Annotated in this window: 11 protein-coding genes; 4 read left to right on the forward strand and 7 right to left on the reverse strand. The window is 68.5% G+C overall.

Annotated elements, in window-relative coordinates; translation table 11 throughout:
• Nucleotides 1-12: 12 nt before the first annotated feature.
• The 5 genes from rsxG to rsxA form a co-directional block, all read right to left on the reverse strand.
• On the reverse strand, nt 13-720 hold the full coding sequence (gene rsxG / locus B9N43_RS03185) for an electron transport complex subunit RsxG (RefSeq protein ID WP_145840884.1): 708 nt from the start codon (nt 718-720) through the stop codon (nt 13-15).
• Nucleotides 717-1,733 (reverse strand): RnfABCDGE type electron transport complex subunit D, encoded by a 1,017-nt coding sequence (locus tag B9N43_RS03190; RefSeq protein WP_145840885.1) that lies wholly within the window; start codon nt 1,731-1,733, stop codon nt 717-719. The genes rsxG and B9N43_RS03190 overlap by 4 nt, the downstream gene beginning before the upstream one ends.
• A 2-nt stretch (nt 1,734-1,735) precedes the next feature.
• Nucleotides 1,736-3,451 carry an electron transport complex subunit RsxC gene (gene rsxC / locus B9N43_RS03195; protein ID WP_145840886.1) on the reverse strand — a complete coding sequence of 572 codons (1,716 nt, stop codon included), beginning with the start codon at nt 3,449-3,451 and terminating at the stop codon, nt 1,736-1,738.
• Nucleotides 3,451-4,008, reverse strand: a complete 558-nt coding sequence (rsxB, locus tag B9N43_RS03200; RefSeq protein ID WP_145840887.1) for an electron transport complex subunit RsxB — start codon at nt 4,006-4,008, stop codon at nt 3,451-3,453. The genes rsxC and rsxB overlap by 1 nt, the downstream gene beginning before the upstream one ends.
• A gap of 226 nt (nt 4,009-4,234) precedes the next feature.
• Entirely contained in the window at nt 4,235-4,819 is a 585-nt protein-coding gene (gene rsxA, locus B9N43_RS03205; RefSeq protein ID WP_145840888.1) for an electron transport complex subunit RsxA, read from the reverse strand.
• Nucleotides 4,820-5,002: 183 nt separating this feature from the next.
• Here rsxA and B9N43_RS03210 point away from each other — a divergent pair, with 183 nt between their 5' ends.
• Entirely contained in the window at nt 5,003-5,902 is a 900-nt protein-coding gene (locus B9N43_RS03210; RefSeq protein WP_145840889.1) for a patatin-like phospholipase family protein, read from the forward strand.
• A 50-nt stretch (nt 5,903-5,952) separates the two neighbouring features.
• On the opposite strand, the gene B9N43_RS03215 is transcribed toward B9N43_RS03210, so the two are convergent.
• Both B9N43_RS03215 and B9N43_RS03220 read right to left on the reverse strand, forming a co-directional pair.
• Complete coding sequence (locus B9N43_RS03215) at nt 5,953-7,386, reverse strand: heavy metal sensor histidine kinase (protein ID WP_261379378.1); 1,434 nt, start codon at nt 7,384-7,386, stop codon at nt 5,953-5,955.
• On the reverse strand, nt 7,383-8,066 hold the full coding sequence (locus tag B9N43_RS03220; RefSeq protein WP_145840891.1) for a heavy metal response regulator transcription factor: 684 nt from the start codon (nt 8,064-8,066) through the stop codon (nt 7,383-7,385). The genes B9N43_RS03215 and B9N43_RS03220 overlap by 4 nt, the downstream gene beginning before the upstream one ends.
• 153 nt (nt 8,067-8,219) lie before the next feature.
• Between B9N43_RS03220 and B9N43_RS03225 the strand changes: the two genes are divergently transcribed.
• From B9N43_RS03225 to B9N43_RS03235, 3 genes are read left to right on the forward strand one after another with little or no spacing between them, the layout of a single operon-like run.
• Complete coding sequence (locus tag B9N43_RS03225; RefSeq protein ID WP_145840892.1) at nt 8,220-9,491, forward strand: TolC family protein; 1,272 nt, start codon at nt 8,220-8,222, stop codon at nt 9,489-9,491.
• Nucleotides 9,488-11,104, forward strand: a complete 1,617-nt coding sequence (locus tag B9N43_RS03230; RefSeq protein WP_145840893.1) for an efflux RND transporter periplasmic adaptor subunit — start codon at nt 9,488-9,490, stop codon at nt 11,102-11,104. The genes B9N43_RS03225 and B9N43_RS03230 overlap by 4 nt, the downstream gene beginning before the upstream one ends.
• Nucleotides 11,105-11,114: 10 nt before the next feature.
• The gene (locus B9N43_RS03235; protein WP_145840894.1) at nt 11,115-14,297 is read left to right on the forward strand and encodes an efflux RND transporter permease subunit; all 3,183 of its coding nucleotides are present in this window, start codon (nt 11,115-11,117) and stop codon (nt 14,295-14,297) included.
• Nucleotides 14,298-14,343 lie beyond the last annotated feature (46 nt).

Consider the following 14,343-nt stretch of genomic DNA (forward strand, 5'->3'; position numbering starts at 1 on the left):
CAGTGGTGGGGACTATTCCTGATAGCTGCCCTGGGTCGGCAGGGCGAACAGCCGCTCGCGGCGCGCGGCCGCCCATTCCAGGGCGCGGCGGGTGGCATTGGTCACCGCCCGGGCCGAGATGGTGGCGCCCGCCATCTGGTCGAACTGGCCGCCGTCCTTTTTCACTTTCCAGTGTTCCGGCACGACGTCGCCGAAACCCTTGTCGTTGAACTGGGTGATCCAGGGCCGCCGCTTGTTGCGGTCCTTCTTCGGATCGATGTAATCGCCCAGGCCCGGGGTTTCCCGGTGCTGGGTGACGCGCACCGCCTTCAGGCGGCCGTCGGTATCGACCGCCAGGATCAGGTTGATGCGGCCGGAGTAGCCGTCCGGCGCGGCGGCTTCCAGCACCAGGGCGCGGGGCTCGCCGCCCTGGCGGGCGCGGTAGAGCCGGGTGGCTTCGTCCAGCCCGAGGGCGGGCAGCGGCGGCAGGGTGACGTAGTCGGCCAGGAGATCGTTGTCGTAGCCGCCGCGCGGCAGCACGGCGTCGATCAGCCCCAGCTTCTCCGCCAGGGCGCTGGCATCCAGGGCCGGCTTGGTGCCGAGGTAGGTGGCCGCCATGAGGATGGTGAACACCGCGCAGAACACCGCCAGGATGGCGCCGGTGCGCACGGAAATGCGGGTGATGCTGGGCGCCGCCGCGGGGACGGGGGCGAGCGGGGTTTCCGGCGTGCTGGAACTCATTTCCCCTCTCCCTGCTTGTGGCCGAAGACCGGCGGCTGGGTGGACATGTCGATCAGGGGCACGCAGATGTTGGCCAGCAGCACCGCGAAGGCGATGCCGTCGGGATAGGCGCCGAAGGTGCGGATCACCCAGGTCAACAGGCCGATGCCGGCGGCGAAGATCAGCTTGCCGCGCGGCGTGGTGGCACCCGAGACCGGGTCGGTGACGATGAAGAAGGCCGCCAGCAGGGTGCCGCCGCTGAACAGGTGGAACAGCGGCGCGGCGAACTGGTCGGGATTGTAGAGATGGAAGACCCCGGCGGTCAGGCTCAGCGCGGCGAGGAAAGCCGCCGGCATGTGCCAGGTGATGATGCGCTGCTGCAACAGCCAGGCGCCGCCCAGCAGATAGCCCGCCGCCACCCATTCCCAGCCCTTGCCGCCGAGACTGCCGAAGCCGGGGCTGCCGGCGAGGGCAGCGGCCACGGTGGTCGGGGTTTCGGCGGAATGCAGCGCGGTGCGCAGCGCATCCAGGGGTGTGGCCATGGTCACCGCATCCAGTTGACGCTGGCCGAAGATCAGCCCCAGTTGGGCGTGGAAGTCGGTGAACCCGGCCCCCGGCCATTGCGACATGAGCAGGGGATAGGCCACGATCATCAGCGCGAAGGCCGCCATCGCCGGGTTGAAGGGGTTCTGTCCGAGGCCGCCGTAGAGGTGCTTGACCACGACGATGGCGAACAGGGCCGCCGCCACCGTGAGCCACCAGGGGACGATGGGCGGGAAGGTGAGGGCGATCAGCCAGGCCGTGACCAGCGCCGAGCCGTCGGAAACGAACAGCCAGACGGGCTTCTTCCGCAGGCGCAGCAGCAGCGCCTCGCCCGCCAGGGCGGCGGCGGAGGCCAGCGCCAGTTGGACCAGGATGGCGTAGCCGAAGAAGTGGATGTAGGCGGCGATGGCGGGCAGCAGGGCGGCCAGCACCCGCAGCATGACGCTGCGCACGCTGGCCGGCTGGCGGAAGTAGGGGGAGTTGTTGAGCATGGTCAGGACTTGTCCCCTTCGGACGACGACGGTGCGGCCGCGGGGGCGAGCTCGGCCGTGGCAGCGGCGGTGAGGGCCGTGCGGCGCGCGTCGGCCTCCGCCACTTCCGCGGCCTGGGCCGGGGTCAGGTGGTCGGTGTTGGCCGGGGTGACCTCGGCCTTCTGTGCGGCCGCCCTGGCCAGGGCGGCGGAAATCATGGTTTTCTTCTGGATCTCGGTGACGTCGGCCGCGCTGTCGCCCGCGGCCTGCTGCTGGGCCGCCTCGGCCGCCAGCTTGGCCTTGGTGGCTTCAGCCTTGGCGGCCAGCTTGGCGGCCTTCTCCTGCTTCTCCCGCTCTTCCCGCAGCAGGCGGAACTCGTAGCGGTCGCGCGCCGCGTCGGCGGAGGTCTTTTCCGTCTCCCGCGACCATATCTCGCTCTTGGCGAAGCGGTAGTAATCCACCAGCGGAATCCGCGACGGGCAGACGTAGGCGCAGCAGCCGCATTCGATGCAGTCGAACAGATGGTATTCCTGGGCCTTGCCGAACAGCTTGGCGCGGGAGAACCAGTACATCTCGAACGGTTGCAGGTCGGCCGGACAGGCCTTGGCGCACTCGCCGCAGCGGATGCAGGGCATTTCCGGCGGCGGCGGCGGGAACAGGGCCTCCGAGCCGACCAGGACGCAGTTGGCGGCCTTGATCACCGGCACCGCGTCGTTGGGCATCAGGAAGCCCATCATCGGCCCGCCCATGATCACCCGGTCGCTGTCGGGTTTCGGTCCGGCCAGGGCGATCAGGTCCTTCATCGGCGTGCCGAACAGCACCTCGTAGTTGCGCGGCCGCGCCACGTTGCCGGCCACCGTGACGATGCGCGACACCATCGGGCGGCCCAGCTCCAGCGCCTCGTAGATCGCATGGGCGGTGCCGCTGTTGAAACACTGCACGCCGTAGTCGGTGGAGCGCTTGCCATGGGGCACCTCGATGCCGGTCAGCACCCGGATCAACTGCTTGGCGCCGCCGGCCGGGTAGCGGGTGGGGATCGGCACCACCGACAGACGCGCGGCCGATTCGCCCAGCGCCGCCTTGGCGGCCCGCAGGGCGGCGATCGCCTCGGGTTTGTTGTCCTCGATGCCGACCAGGATCTCGGCGGCGTGCAGCAGCTCGCCCAGGATCAGCGCGCCGCGCAGGACGAACTCGCCGCGCTCGCGCATCTGCATGTCGTCGCAGGTGATGAAGGGCTCGCATTCGGCGCCGTTGATCACCAGATGCTTCAGGCCCTCCTTGCCCGCCTTGACCTTCAGGTGCGAGGGGAACACCGCGCCGCCCAGGCCCACCACGCCGGCGTCGCGCAGCATGTCGCGCAGCTCGTCCGCCGGCAGCGAGCGCCAGCGCACCGGCTCCAGGTCGATCCACTCGTCCTTGCCATCGGGCTCGATCACCACGCACAGTGCCGCGAGCCCGGAGGAATGGGCCATGGTGCGCATTTCCACGGCCTTGACGCGGCCCGAGGTGGAGGCGTGCACCGCCGAGGAGACGTTGCCGTCGGCGGCGCCGATGCGCTGGCCTTTTTTCACGACATCGCCGGCCTTGACCAGCGGGCGGGGCGGGCCGCCCACGCTCTGGTGCAGCGGGATCACCAGTTCGGCCGGCAGGGGCACCGTGCCGATCGGTTCGCGGGTGGATTCGTTCTTGTGGGTCTGGGGCTTCACGCCCCCGTTGAACTTGAACAGCTGGCGCAGCATCAGGCGGCTTTCCGCTCGTTGATGGTGAAGGTGGGGTACTTCCACTTCCAGGACTCCACCGTTTCCGGGATGGGTTCCATGGAGATGCAATCCACGGGGCAGGGGGGCAGGCATAGTTCGCAGCCGGTGCACAGGCTGTCGACCACGGTGTGCATCTGCTTGGCGGCGCCGACGATGGCGTCCACCGGACAGGCCTGGATGCACAGCGTGCAACCGATGCAGGTGTTCTCGTCGATCAGGGCCACGCTCTTGGGTTTTTCCTGGCCGTGCTCGGCGGAGAGCGGCTTGAACTCCCGCCCCAGCAGGTCGGCCAGCTTGCGGATGCCTTCCTCGCCGCCCGGCGGGCACTGGTTGATCTCCGCCTCGCCCTTGGCGATCGCGGTGGCATAGGGCTTGCAGCCGGGATAGCCGCACTGGCCGCACTGGGTCTGGGGCAGGATGGCGTCGATCTTTTCCACCAGCGGGTCGCCCTCGACCTTGAACTTGATCGAGGCGTAGCCCAGGGCGGCGCCCAGCACGACGGCGCCCAGCACCATGACGAGAATTGCAGAGATCATTGCGGACCTTCCCCCCATCCCCCTTCCCAGAGAAGGGGGCGACTAGTCACCTCCCCCGCCAGGCGGGGGAGGATGGGAGGGGGTGTTATCCCATTTCCCCCAGGGGGGCAGGCGAAGCCAGCCCCCCATCCCCCTTCCCAGGGAAGGGGGCGACCATGGTTCGGCCGCTGGCGCGGCTTCCGGTTTTGTGGCTGGCAGCGCCTTGGGGCGGCCCGACGGCGCTGCGTCATTTGAATTTATCCAGTCCGGCGAAGCCCATGAAGGCCAGGCTCATCATGCCGGCGGTGACGAAGCCGATCGCGGCGCCGCGGAAATACAGCGGCACGTCGGCGCCCTCCAGGCGCTCGCGCACGCCGGCGAACAGCACCAGCGCCAGGGTGAAGCCGACCGAGCTGCCGAAGCCGAACAGCAGGGACTCGAGGAAATTGTGCTTGAGGGCGATGTTGAGCAGCGGCACGCCCAGCACCGCGCAGTTGGTGGTGATCAGCGGCAGGTAGATGCCCAGCAGCTGATGCAGGCCGGGGCTGGTCTTCTGGACCACCAGTTCGGTGAACTGGACGATGGCGGCGATGGTGACGATGAACGACAGGGTGCGCAGGTAATCCAGGTCGAAAGGCTGCAACAGCCAATGATCCAGCACGTAGCTGGCGCCGCAGCCCAGGGTCAGCACGAAGGTGGTGGCGGCGCCCATGCCGATGGCGGTTTCCAGTTTCTTGGATACGCCCATGAAGGGGCACAGACCGAGAATGCGGACCAGCACCACGTTATTGACGAGCACGGCGCCGAGCAGGACGAACAGATAACTGGTCATGGAGAACGAAGCGGGTCTATCGGACCGGGGAAAGGGCCGAATTATCGCCGCTTGCGGGAAATCGGACAATCTCTTCCTGCCCCGCTCCGGGTTTCCATGCGGGCCGGAGGGTAAAATCCGCGGCGGATTCGACCGCGGGGCACCGCTCCGCGATTTCGCCGCCTCATCTCTTTGCGCCATTCCATGCGTTTCGTCATTGTCTTGTCCGCCTTGCTGTCAGCGCTCTCGGGCTGCGCGCTGCTGGGCGAAAAACCTGTTCCGCCCGCCACGGCTTCGGCACCCGCCACGACATCCGTCGCGCCGCCGAGGATCGCCCTGGTGCTGGGTGGTGGCGCGGCGCGCGGTTTCGCCCATGTCGGGGCGATCAAGGTGCTGGAGGCGCAGGGCATCGTGCCCGACATCGTGGTCGGCACCAGCGCCGGCTCCGTGGTGGGCGCCCTCTACGCGGCCGGCCACTCGGGTTTCGAGCTGCAGAAGATCGCCCTGGAAATGGAGCAGAGCCAGGTCGGCGACTGGTCGTTGCCGGATCGCGGCGTGCTCAAGGGCGAGGCGCTGCAGAATTTCATCAACCGCGCGGTGGGCAACCGTCCGCTGGAAAAACTGGCCAAGCCTTTCGCGGCGGTGGCGACCGATCTGGCCAGCGGCGAGCCGGTGGTTTTCCAGACGGGGAACACGGGCATGGCGGTGCGCGCGTCGAGCACGGTGCCGGGCGTGTTCCAGCCGGTGAGGATCAATGGCCGCGAGTACGTGGACGGCGGCCTGGTCAGCCCGGTGCCGGTGCGGGTGGCGCGCGGCCTGGGCGCCAATTTCGTGATCGCGGTGGATATTTCCGCCAAGCCGCGCGATCACCAGACGCAGAACACGCTGGGCGTATTGCTGCAGACGTTCACCATCATGGGCCAGACGATCAGCCGTCACGAACTGAAGGAGGCGGACGTGGTGATCCGGCCGCCGACCGCGGACCTGCCGGCCGCCGATTTCCAGGCGCGGCACCGGGCCATCCTGGAAGGCGAGAAGGCGGCGATGGCCGCCATTCCCGAGATCAAGGCGCGCCTCGCCGCCCGTCAGGCCGCGTTGCGTTGACGCGCCCGAGCCGGCAATCCTGCCCCGCCGGGCGGGGGCACCACGAAGAATCAGCGGCCCGGCGCTGACGGGCGGGCGGATTCGGCGGCGGGAAGGATCATTTCGAATACGTTCGCGTCCGCCATCGCGCTCGCCCGCACCTCGCCGCCATGCGCCGCGAGGATCGAGCGGGTGATGGCCAATCCCAGTCCGGCGCCGTCGCTGGCGCGACGCCGGGAGGCGTCGGCGCGGAAGAAACGATCGAACAGCCGGGGCAGGTGTTCCGCCGGGATCGGAGTGCCGGCATTGGCGATGGACAGGCTGATCCGTCCATCTACGGCGGTGCCGAGTCGCGCCCGGATCCAGCCGGCGGGCGGCGTGTGGCGGATGGCGTTGGACAGCAGATTGCTGATGGCCCGGCGCAACATGATGCGGTCGCCGGTGACCAGCCCCTGGCCTTCCCGGCTCAGCGCGATCCGCTTCTCCTCCGCCAGCGCTTCGTAGAACTCGAACAGTTCCCCGACCTCGGCGGCCAGATCGATCGGTTCCCGTTCGGGGATGATCAAGCCGTTTTCCGACTGGGCGAGGAACAGCATGTCGGCGATCATCCGCGCCATGCGTTCCAGTTCCTCGGCGTTCGAGGCCAGCACTTCGCGGTATTCCTCGGCGTCGCGGCTCCTGGAGAGCGTGACCTGCGTCTGGGTGAGCAGGTTGCTGACCGGGGTGCGCAGCTCGTGGGCGAGGTCGGAGGAAAAGTCCGAAAGCCGCTGGAACGAGCTCTCCAGGCGGGCCAGCATCGCGTTCAGGGTTTCGGCCAGCTCGGCCAGTTCGGCGGGCACCGCCCCCAGCGGCAGGCGATAGTCGAGCCGGCGGGCGGTGATGCCGGCGGCGCCCTGCCTGATCGCCTGCAAGGGAGCGAGGCCGCGCCGGGCGGCAACCCAGCCCAGGAGACCGGTCGCCAGGGCGGCCAGCCCCACCACCGACCAGAGAGTGGTCCGGAACGAACCCATGAAATGCTGGTGATGGGAGATGTTGGTGGCGACCGCGGCCAGCGCCGGCGGCGCGTTCTCGATGCCGGTCCGGGCGTGCAGCGCCATGCCGCGGAATTGACGTCCCGCGCCGTCCTTCCAGGCGGTCGGGTGCGCCGACGGCTCGGCGCTGCCGGTTTTCAGGAGGGCGGCCGGGAACTCGGCATCGGGCGTCGCGAACAAGGCGGCGCCGTCGGGGGCCAGGAGAAGCACCGCCAGATCGTGATGGCCGATCAGGGCGTCATCGAGTCTGCGCGGCAGATCGTTCAATTCCCCAGGAGTGCGGACCTGTGCCAGCAGATGCGCGATCAGCTCCAGCTTGCCGCTCAACAGGTCGTGGTCCTGTTCGACGAAATGCCGTTCGGCCAGGGCGCCGATCAGCAGTCCCAGCAGCAACAGCACGCTGGTCGACACCGTGGCGAAGAGCAGGGTCAGCCGCAGGGTGAGGGACTGACGGCCGCTCGATTGGTTGCTCAATCGCATCGATCCACTTCCAGCACGTAACCCATGCCGCGCACGGTGTGGATCAGCTTCGGCTCGAAGCCGTCGTCCACCTTCAGCCGCAGGCGCCGGATGGCGACCTCGATCACGTTGGTGTCGCTGTCGAAATTCATGTCCCAGACCTGGGAGGCGATCAGCGAGCGCGGCAGCACTTCGCCCTGGCGCCGCAGCAGCAGCTCCAGCAGGGCGAACTCCTTGGACGTGAGGTCGATCTTCCTGCCGCCGCGGCTGACGCGCCGCCGCACCAGGTCCAGTTCGAGATCGGCGGCGCGCAGCAGGTCGGACTCCTTCGCCTTGCCGCCGCGCCGCAGCAGGGTGCGCACCCGGGCCAGCAATTCGGAAAAGGCGAACGGCTTGACCAGATAGTCGTCGGCGCCAAGCTCAAGTCCCTTGACCCGGTCGTCCACCGCGTCGCGGGCGGTGAGAAACAGCACCGGCATTTCCTTGCCGGCGCGGCGGATGCCCTGCAGCAGCTGCCAGCCGTCGATGCCGGGCAGCATCACGTCGAGGATCGCCAGGTCGTAGGCCTCGGTCAGCGCCAGATGCAGGCCATCGATGCCGTCGCGGGCGAGGTCGACCACGAAGCCGGCCTCGGCCAGCCCCTGCCTCAGATAGTCCCCGGTTTTCGGTTCGTCCTCGACGACCAGTATCTTCATGTCGATATTCCGCGGGCGATGCCTCGTGTGGCCGCCATTCTGCGCCGGGAGCGTATTCGATTCCGGAAGATTACGGAAATGTAATCTTCCGGTCAGCGGCCCGTCATGCGTGGCGATCGACAATCGCCGGCGGACAGGTTTGAGGATTCCGCGATGAGGAAAATCGTTCTCGGCATGGCTGGCGCCGTGGCGCTCGGGCTTTGCCTGGCCGCCCGGGCGCAGCCGGGGCAGGGCGTGCCGGGCGCCGACGTGGACGCGTTGCTGAGCCAGGCACAGTCCCGGAATCCGGACTACGCCGCCCTGCGTCACGAGGCCGAGGCGGCCGAGGCGCGTTCCCTCTCGGCCGGCGCGCTGCCCGATCCGAGGCTGCGCACCGAATGGCGCGACATCACCCGCATGGGAGAACAGAACGCCACCCTGGCGCCCAGCCGGGTGGGCAGCACCCGCTACCTGCTGATGCAGGACCTGCCCTGGTTCGGCAAGCGCGACCTGAAGCGCGAAGTGGCCGAGCTCGAAGCCGCGGGCGCCCAGGGGCGGGCGCAGGGCATCTGGGCGGAGATCGCCGGCCGCATCAAGACCACCTTCGCCCAGCTGTATTACGTGCAGCGCAGCGAGCGCCTGAACCGGGAACTCCTCGACCTGATGACGCGGCTGGAAAAGATCGCCCAGGCGCGCTATGCGGGTGGGCTGGCGGCGCAGCAGGACGTGATCCGCGCCCAGGTGGAACAGACCGGCCTGCAGAACGAACTGATCGCCCTCGACATGGAACGGCACCATCTCCACACCCGGATGAACGCGCTGCTGTCGCGGCCGGGCGGGGCGCCGCTGGCCACGCCGGAAAGGCTGCGCCCGCTGCCCGCGCCCGCCCGGCTCGACCCTGCGGCGCTGGCGGACCGGGTGCGGGCGCGCAATCCGCAGCTGTTCGCGGAGGCGTCGCGCGTCAGGATGGCCGAGAAGAGCCGCGACCTGGCCTACAAGAACCGCTACCCGGATTTTACCGTCGGCGTGTCGCCGATCCAGTACGGGAGCGCGGTCAAGGAATGGGAACTGATGGTGGAGCTGAACATTCCGCTCCAGCAGTCCTCGCGCCGCGCCCAGGAACGCGAGGCGGAATCGCTGCTCAGCGCGGCACAGGCGCGCCAGGAGGCCGCCGCCAATCAGGCGCTGGCGGAATTGTCGGAAAACCTGGCCGGCATCGAGGCGGCCCGGCGCACGGAATCGCTGCTGGGCGGCAGCCTGCTGCCCCAGGCCGAACTGACCTTCCAGGCGGCCCTGGCTGGCTACGAAACGGGCAAGGTGGATTTCGCCACCGTGCTCGACGCCCAGCGCCAGATCCGTCAGGCCCGGCAGGAACGGCTCAAGGCCCAGGTCGAGGCGCAGGTGCGCCTGGCCGAAATCGAACGACTGCTCGGGGAAGACCTATGAAACGGGGAATGGCGCTGGTGGTGGGCATGGCCGTGCTGCTGGCCGCGGGCGCGGGTTACTGGCTGGGCGGGCGCGGCCATCCGGTGCAGGAAGCGGCAACGCAGAGCGCGGCGGCCGGCGAGGCGCAGAAGAAATTGCTGTACTACCGCAATCCGATGGGCCTGCCCGACACCTCGCCGACGCCGAAGAAGGACCCGATGGGCATGGACTACGTCCCGGTCTACGAAGGCGAGCATGAGACCGGGCCGGCTGCGAATGGTCAGGCAGGCCAGGTGGCGATCGGCGCCGGGAAGGTGCAGAAACTCGGCGTGCGCACCGAGGCGGCGGGCCTGCGCGCGCTGGACCGGATCGTCCGCGCCGCCGGCCGCATCGAGCCGGACGAGCGCCGCATCTATGCGATCGCGCCCAAGTTCGAAGGCTATGTCGAGCGGCTGCACGTGAATGCCACGGGCCAGCCGGTGGGCAAGGGCCAGCCGCTGTTCGAGGTGTATAGCCCGGAACTGGTCTCCGCCCAGCGCGAATACGCGATCGCCGCGCAGGGCGTCGAGGCGCTCCAGGAGGCCGGCGGCGAGACCCAGGCCGGCATGCGGCAACTGGCCGAGGCGAGCCTGGCGCGGCTGCGCAACTGGGACATCGCCGAGGGGGAGATCAAGACACTGGCCAGGTCCGGCCAGTCGCGCCGCACCCTGACCTTCCGTGCGCCGGTCAGTGGTGTCGTCACCGAGAAGAAGGCGTTGCAGGGCATGCGCTTCATGCCGGGCGAGGTGCTGTATCAGGTGGTCGACCTGTCGACGGTGTGGGTGCTGGCGGATGTCCATGAACAGGACATCGGACTGGTGAAGGCCGGCGCCAGGGCGCGGCTGAGGATCGACGCCTATCCGGGCAAGACCTTCGAGGGCGCGATCGCCTACGTCTATCCGACGCTGAAGGCGGAAACCCGCACCGTACCGGTGCGCGTCGAACTCGCCAATCCGGGGTTGCTGTTGAAGCCCGGCATGTTCGCCCAGGTCGAGCTGCCGGTCGGCGCCAGGGGTGCGGTGCTCGCCGTGCCGACGTCGGCCGTGATCGACAGCGGCGTGCGTCAGGTGGTGCTGGTGCAGATCGGGGAAGGGCGCTACGAGTCGCGCGCGGTGCGGCTTGGCGCCCGCAGCGAGGATTACGTCGAGGTACTGGACGGGGTGCGCGAGGGCGAGGCGGTGGTGGTCGCCGCCAACTTCCTGATCGACGCCGAGAGCAATCTCAAGGCGGCGCTGGGGGGCTTGGGCGGGGCGATCGGGCCGGTTGGGCCGATTGGGCCGGCCAGTGCCGGGCACGGCGGACTGCACGGTTCGTCCGATACGGGGACCGGGCCGGCAGGGCGGGCCGTCGGCCATCTGGCGCAGGGCAGGGTCGAGGAGGTCGATGCCAAGGCCGGCACGGTCAGCATCAGCCACGGGCCGGTGGCCAGCCTCAAGTGGCCGGCGATGACCATGGAGTTCGCGGCGGCGAACGATGCGATTCTGAATGCGTTGCGGCCCGGCGCCAGCGTCGCCTTCGAGTTCGTCGAACGCGGCCAGGGGGAATGGGTGATCACCGCGGTCCACCCGGCCGCCGGGGCGCATGGCGGCCACTGACGGGGACTCCATGCTGACCGAAATCATCGACTGGTCGGGCCGCAACCGCTTCCTGGTGCTGCTCGCCACCCTGTTCGTCATCGTCGGCGGCATCGTCGCCGTCGTCGGAACGCCGCTCGACGCGCTGCCCGACCTGTCCGACGCCCAGGTCATCGTCTACACCGAGTATCCCGGCCAGGCGCCGCAGGTGGTGGAGGACCAAGTGACCTATCCGCTCACCACGGCCATGCTCTCGGTGCCGAAATCCAGGGTGGTGCGCGGCTTCTCGTTCTTCGGCGCATCCTTCGTCTACGTCATCTTCGAGGACGGCACCGACATCTACTGGGCCCGTTCGCGCGTCCTCGAATACCTCAATTTCGCCGCCGGGCGGATGCCCAAAGGCGTGACGCCGCAGATCGGCCCGGATGCCACCGGCGTCGGCTGGGTCTATCAATACGCGGTGCTGGCCAGGGACAAGACTCTGGCGGAGCTGCGCACGTTGCAGGACTGGTACCTGCGCTACCCGCTGACCAAGGCCCATGGCATCGCCGAGGTGGCCTCGATCGGCGGTTTCGTACAGACCTACCAGATCACCGTCGATCCGGTGAAACTGCGCGCCTACGGAATTCCGCTGGCCCGGGTGGCGCAGGTGGTGCGCGACTCCAACCGCGACGTCGGCGGCCGGGTGATCGAGATGGCCGAGACCGAGTACATGGTGCGCGGCCGCGGCTACCTGCGCGGCGCGGCCGACATCGGGAACCTGGCCGTCAAGAGCGAGCAGGGCACGCCGGTGCTGATCCGCGACATCGCCCGCGTCGAACTGGCGCCGGACGAGCGGCGCGGCCTGACCGAGCTCAACGGCGAGGGCGAGGTGGTGTCGGGCATCGCCATTGCCCGCTACGGCCAGAACGCCCTGGAGGCGATCCGCAATCTGAAGCAGAGGATCGCGGAAGTCTCCGCCGGGCTGCCCGAGGGCGTCGCGATCGAGCCGGTGTATGACCGTTCCGACCTGATCCACCGCGCCATCGATACGCTGAAACGCACGCTGGTCGAGGAAAGCCTGATCGTCGCTCTGGTCTGCGTCGCCTTCCTGCTGCACGTGCGCTCGGCCCTGGTCGCCATCCTGATGCTGCCGGTGGGCGTGCTGATCGCCTTCATCGCCATGCGCCTTCTGGGCATCAACTCCAACCTGATGAGCCTGGGCGGCATCGCCATCGCCATCGGCGCGATGGTGGATGCGGCCATCGTCATGATCGAGAACGCGCACAAGCATCTGGAGCGGATTGAACGAACGTCCCCTCCCATGCCCTCAGACTCTCCGGCGGGGGGGGCGCAACAAGGTTCGGGGATAGCGGCGCGCAGCGCCGCCATCATCGCGGCGTGCAAGGAAGTCGGGCCGGCCCTGTTCTTCTCGCTGCTGATCATCACCGTTTCCTTCCTGCCGGTGTTCACGCTGGAATCCCAGGAAGGGCGGATGTTCTCGCCGCTCGCCTACACCAAGACCTTCGCCATGGCCGGGGCGGCGCTGCTCTCGGTGACCCTGGTGCCGGTGCTGATGATGCTGTTCATCCGCGGGCGCGTCATGCCGGAGGCGAAGAACCCGGTGAACCGCTTCCTGATCCGGGTCTACCGCCCGATCATCGCCGGGGTGATACGCCACAAGCGGGCGACCATCGGCGCGGCGCTGGCGGCCTTGGTCGTCTCGATCTATCCAGCGATGAAACTGGGCATCGAGTTCATGCCGACCCTCAACGAGGGCACGCTGCTCTACATGCCGACCTCGCTGCCGGGCATGTCGATCACCAAGGCGGCCGAACTGCTGCAGACCCAGGACAAGATCATCAAGAGCTTCCCCGAGGTCGCGTCGGTCTACGGCAAGGCCGGGCGCGCCAATACCGCCACCGATCCGGCGCCGACCGAGATGTTCGAGACCGTCATCAACCTCAAGCCCGAGACGGAGTGGCGCCCCGGCATGACCACCGACAAGCTGATCGCCGCAATGGACAAGGCCCTGCGGTTCCCCGGCATCGCCAATGCCTGGACCATGCCGATCAAGGCCCGCACCGACATGCTGTCCACGGGCATCCGCACGCCCATCGGCATCAAGGTCTTCGGCCGCGACCTGGAGGAGATGGAACGGCTGGCGCGACGCATCGAGGCCGTGGTCAAGACGGTGCCCGGCACCACCTCGGCCTTCGCCGAGCGCATCACCGGCGGCTATTACCTGAACATCGAGCCGGATCGCGCGCAACTGGCGCGCTACGGCCTGGCCGTGGGCGATTTGCAGGAGGTGATCGGCAGCGCCCTGGGCGGCGAGGCGGTCACCACCACGGTCGAGGGCCGCGAGCGCTTCGCCGTCACCGTGCGCTACCCGCGCGAACTGCGCGCCGATCCGCAGCAGATCGCGCGCGAGGTGCTGGTGCCGACCATGGCGGGGGCGATGATTCCGCTCGGCCAGGTGGCACGGATCGAGGTGGCTCGCGGCGCGCCGGGCATCCGCACCGAGAACGCGCTGCTTTCGGCCTACATCTTCGTGGACATCCACGGCCGCGACATCGGCGGCTACGTCGCCGAGGCGAAGCGGGCCGTGGCGGAAAAGGTGGATTTCCCGCCCGGCTATTACGCCACCTGGAGCGGCCAGTTCGAATCCATGGAACGCGCCATCGCGAAGATTAAGGTCGTGGTCCCGATCACCTTGCTGCTGATCTTTCTGCTGCTCTATCTCAATTTCAGGCGCCTGACCGAGACCCTGATCGTCATGCTCTCGGTGCCGTTCGCGCTGGTGGGCGGCATCTGGCTGATGTGGCTGCTCGGCTACAACCTGTCGGTGGCGGTGGCGGTCGGCTTCATCGCTCTGGCCGGCGTGGCGGCGGAGACCGGCGTGGTGATGCTGATCTATCTCGACCATGCGTGGGCGGCGGTGAGGCGGCAGTGTGCCGCCGAGGCCAGGCGGCCCGGCATGGCCGATCTTTACGCGGCCGTGATGGAGGGCGCCGTCGAACGGGTGCGGCCGAAGATGATGACCGTCACCGCGATCATGGCCGGCCTGCTGCCCATCATGTGGGGGACGGGCGCCGGCTCCGAGGTGATGAGCCGCATCGCCGCGCCCATGGTCGGCGGCATGATCTCCTCGACCGTGCTGACCCTGGCGGTGATTCCCGCCATCTACGCCCTGGTCAAGCAGTGGCGACTGGAACGGGGACTGGAAGGGTAATGCGCTGTGGGTGTTGCCATGGCAAATGAGGACCGCATGGTGTTTT

Source organism: Denitratisoma sp. DHT3, assembly GCF_007833355.1.
Classification (GTDB): Bacteria; Pseudomonadota; Gammaproteobacteria; order Burkholderiales; family Rhodocyclaceae; genus Denitratisoma.

What these genes read in the sequence shown, in the direction of transcription:
- B9N43_RS03220 (WP_145840891.1), bottom strand. Translation starts at nt 8,066, where the DNA reads ATGAAGATACTGGTCGTCGAGGACGAACCGAAAACCGGGGACTATCTG.
- B9N43_RS03230 (WP_145840893.1), top strand. Translation starts at nt 9,488, where the DNA reads ATGAAACGGGGAATGGCGCTGGTGGTGGGCATGGCCGTGCTGCTGGCC.
- B9N43_RS03235 (WP_145840894.1), top strand. Translation starts at nt 11,115, where the DNA reads ATGCTGACCGAAATCATCGACTGGTCGGGCCGCAACCGCTTCCTGGTG.
- rsxB (WP_145840887.1), bottom strand. Translation starts at nt 4,008, where the DNA reads ATGATCTCTGCAATTCTCGTCATGGTGCTGGGCGCCGTCGTGCTGGGC.
- B9N43_RS03190 (WP_145840885.1), bottom strand. Translation starts at nt 1,733, where the DNA reads ATGCTCAACAACTCCCCCTACTTCCGCCAGCCGGCCAGCGTGCGCAGC.
- rsxC (WP_145840886.1), bottom strand. Translation starts at nt 3,451, where the DNA reads ATGCTGCGCCAGCTGTTCAAGTTCAACGGGGGCGTGAAGCCCCAGACC.
- B9N43_RS03210 (WP_145840889.1), top strand. Translation starts at nt 5,003, where the DNA reads ATGCGTTTCGTCATTGTCTTGTCCGCCTTGCTGTCAGCGCTCTCGGGC.
- rsxA (WP_145840888.1), bottom strand. Translation starts at nt 4,819, where the DNA reads ATGACCAGTTATCTGTTCGTCCTGCTCGGCGCCGTGCTCGTCAATAAC.
- B9N43_RS03225 (WP_145840892.1), top strand. Translation starts at nt 8,220, where the DNA reads ATGAGGAAAATCGTTCTCGGCATGGCTGGCGCCGTGGCGCTCGGGCTT.
- rsxG (WP_145840884.1), bottom strand. Translation starts at nt 720, where the DNA reads ATGAGTTCCAGCACGCCGGAAACCCCGCTCGCCCCCGTCCCCGCGGCG.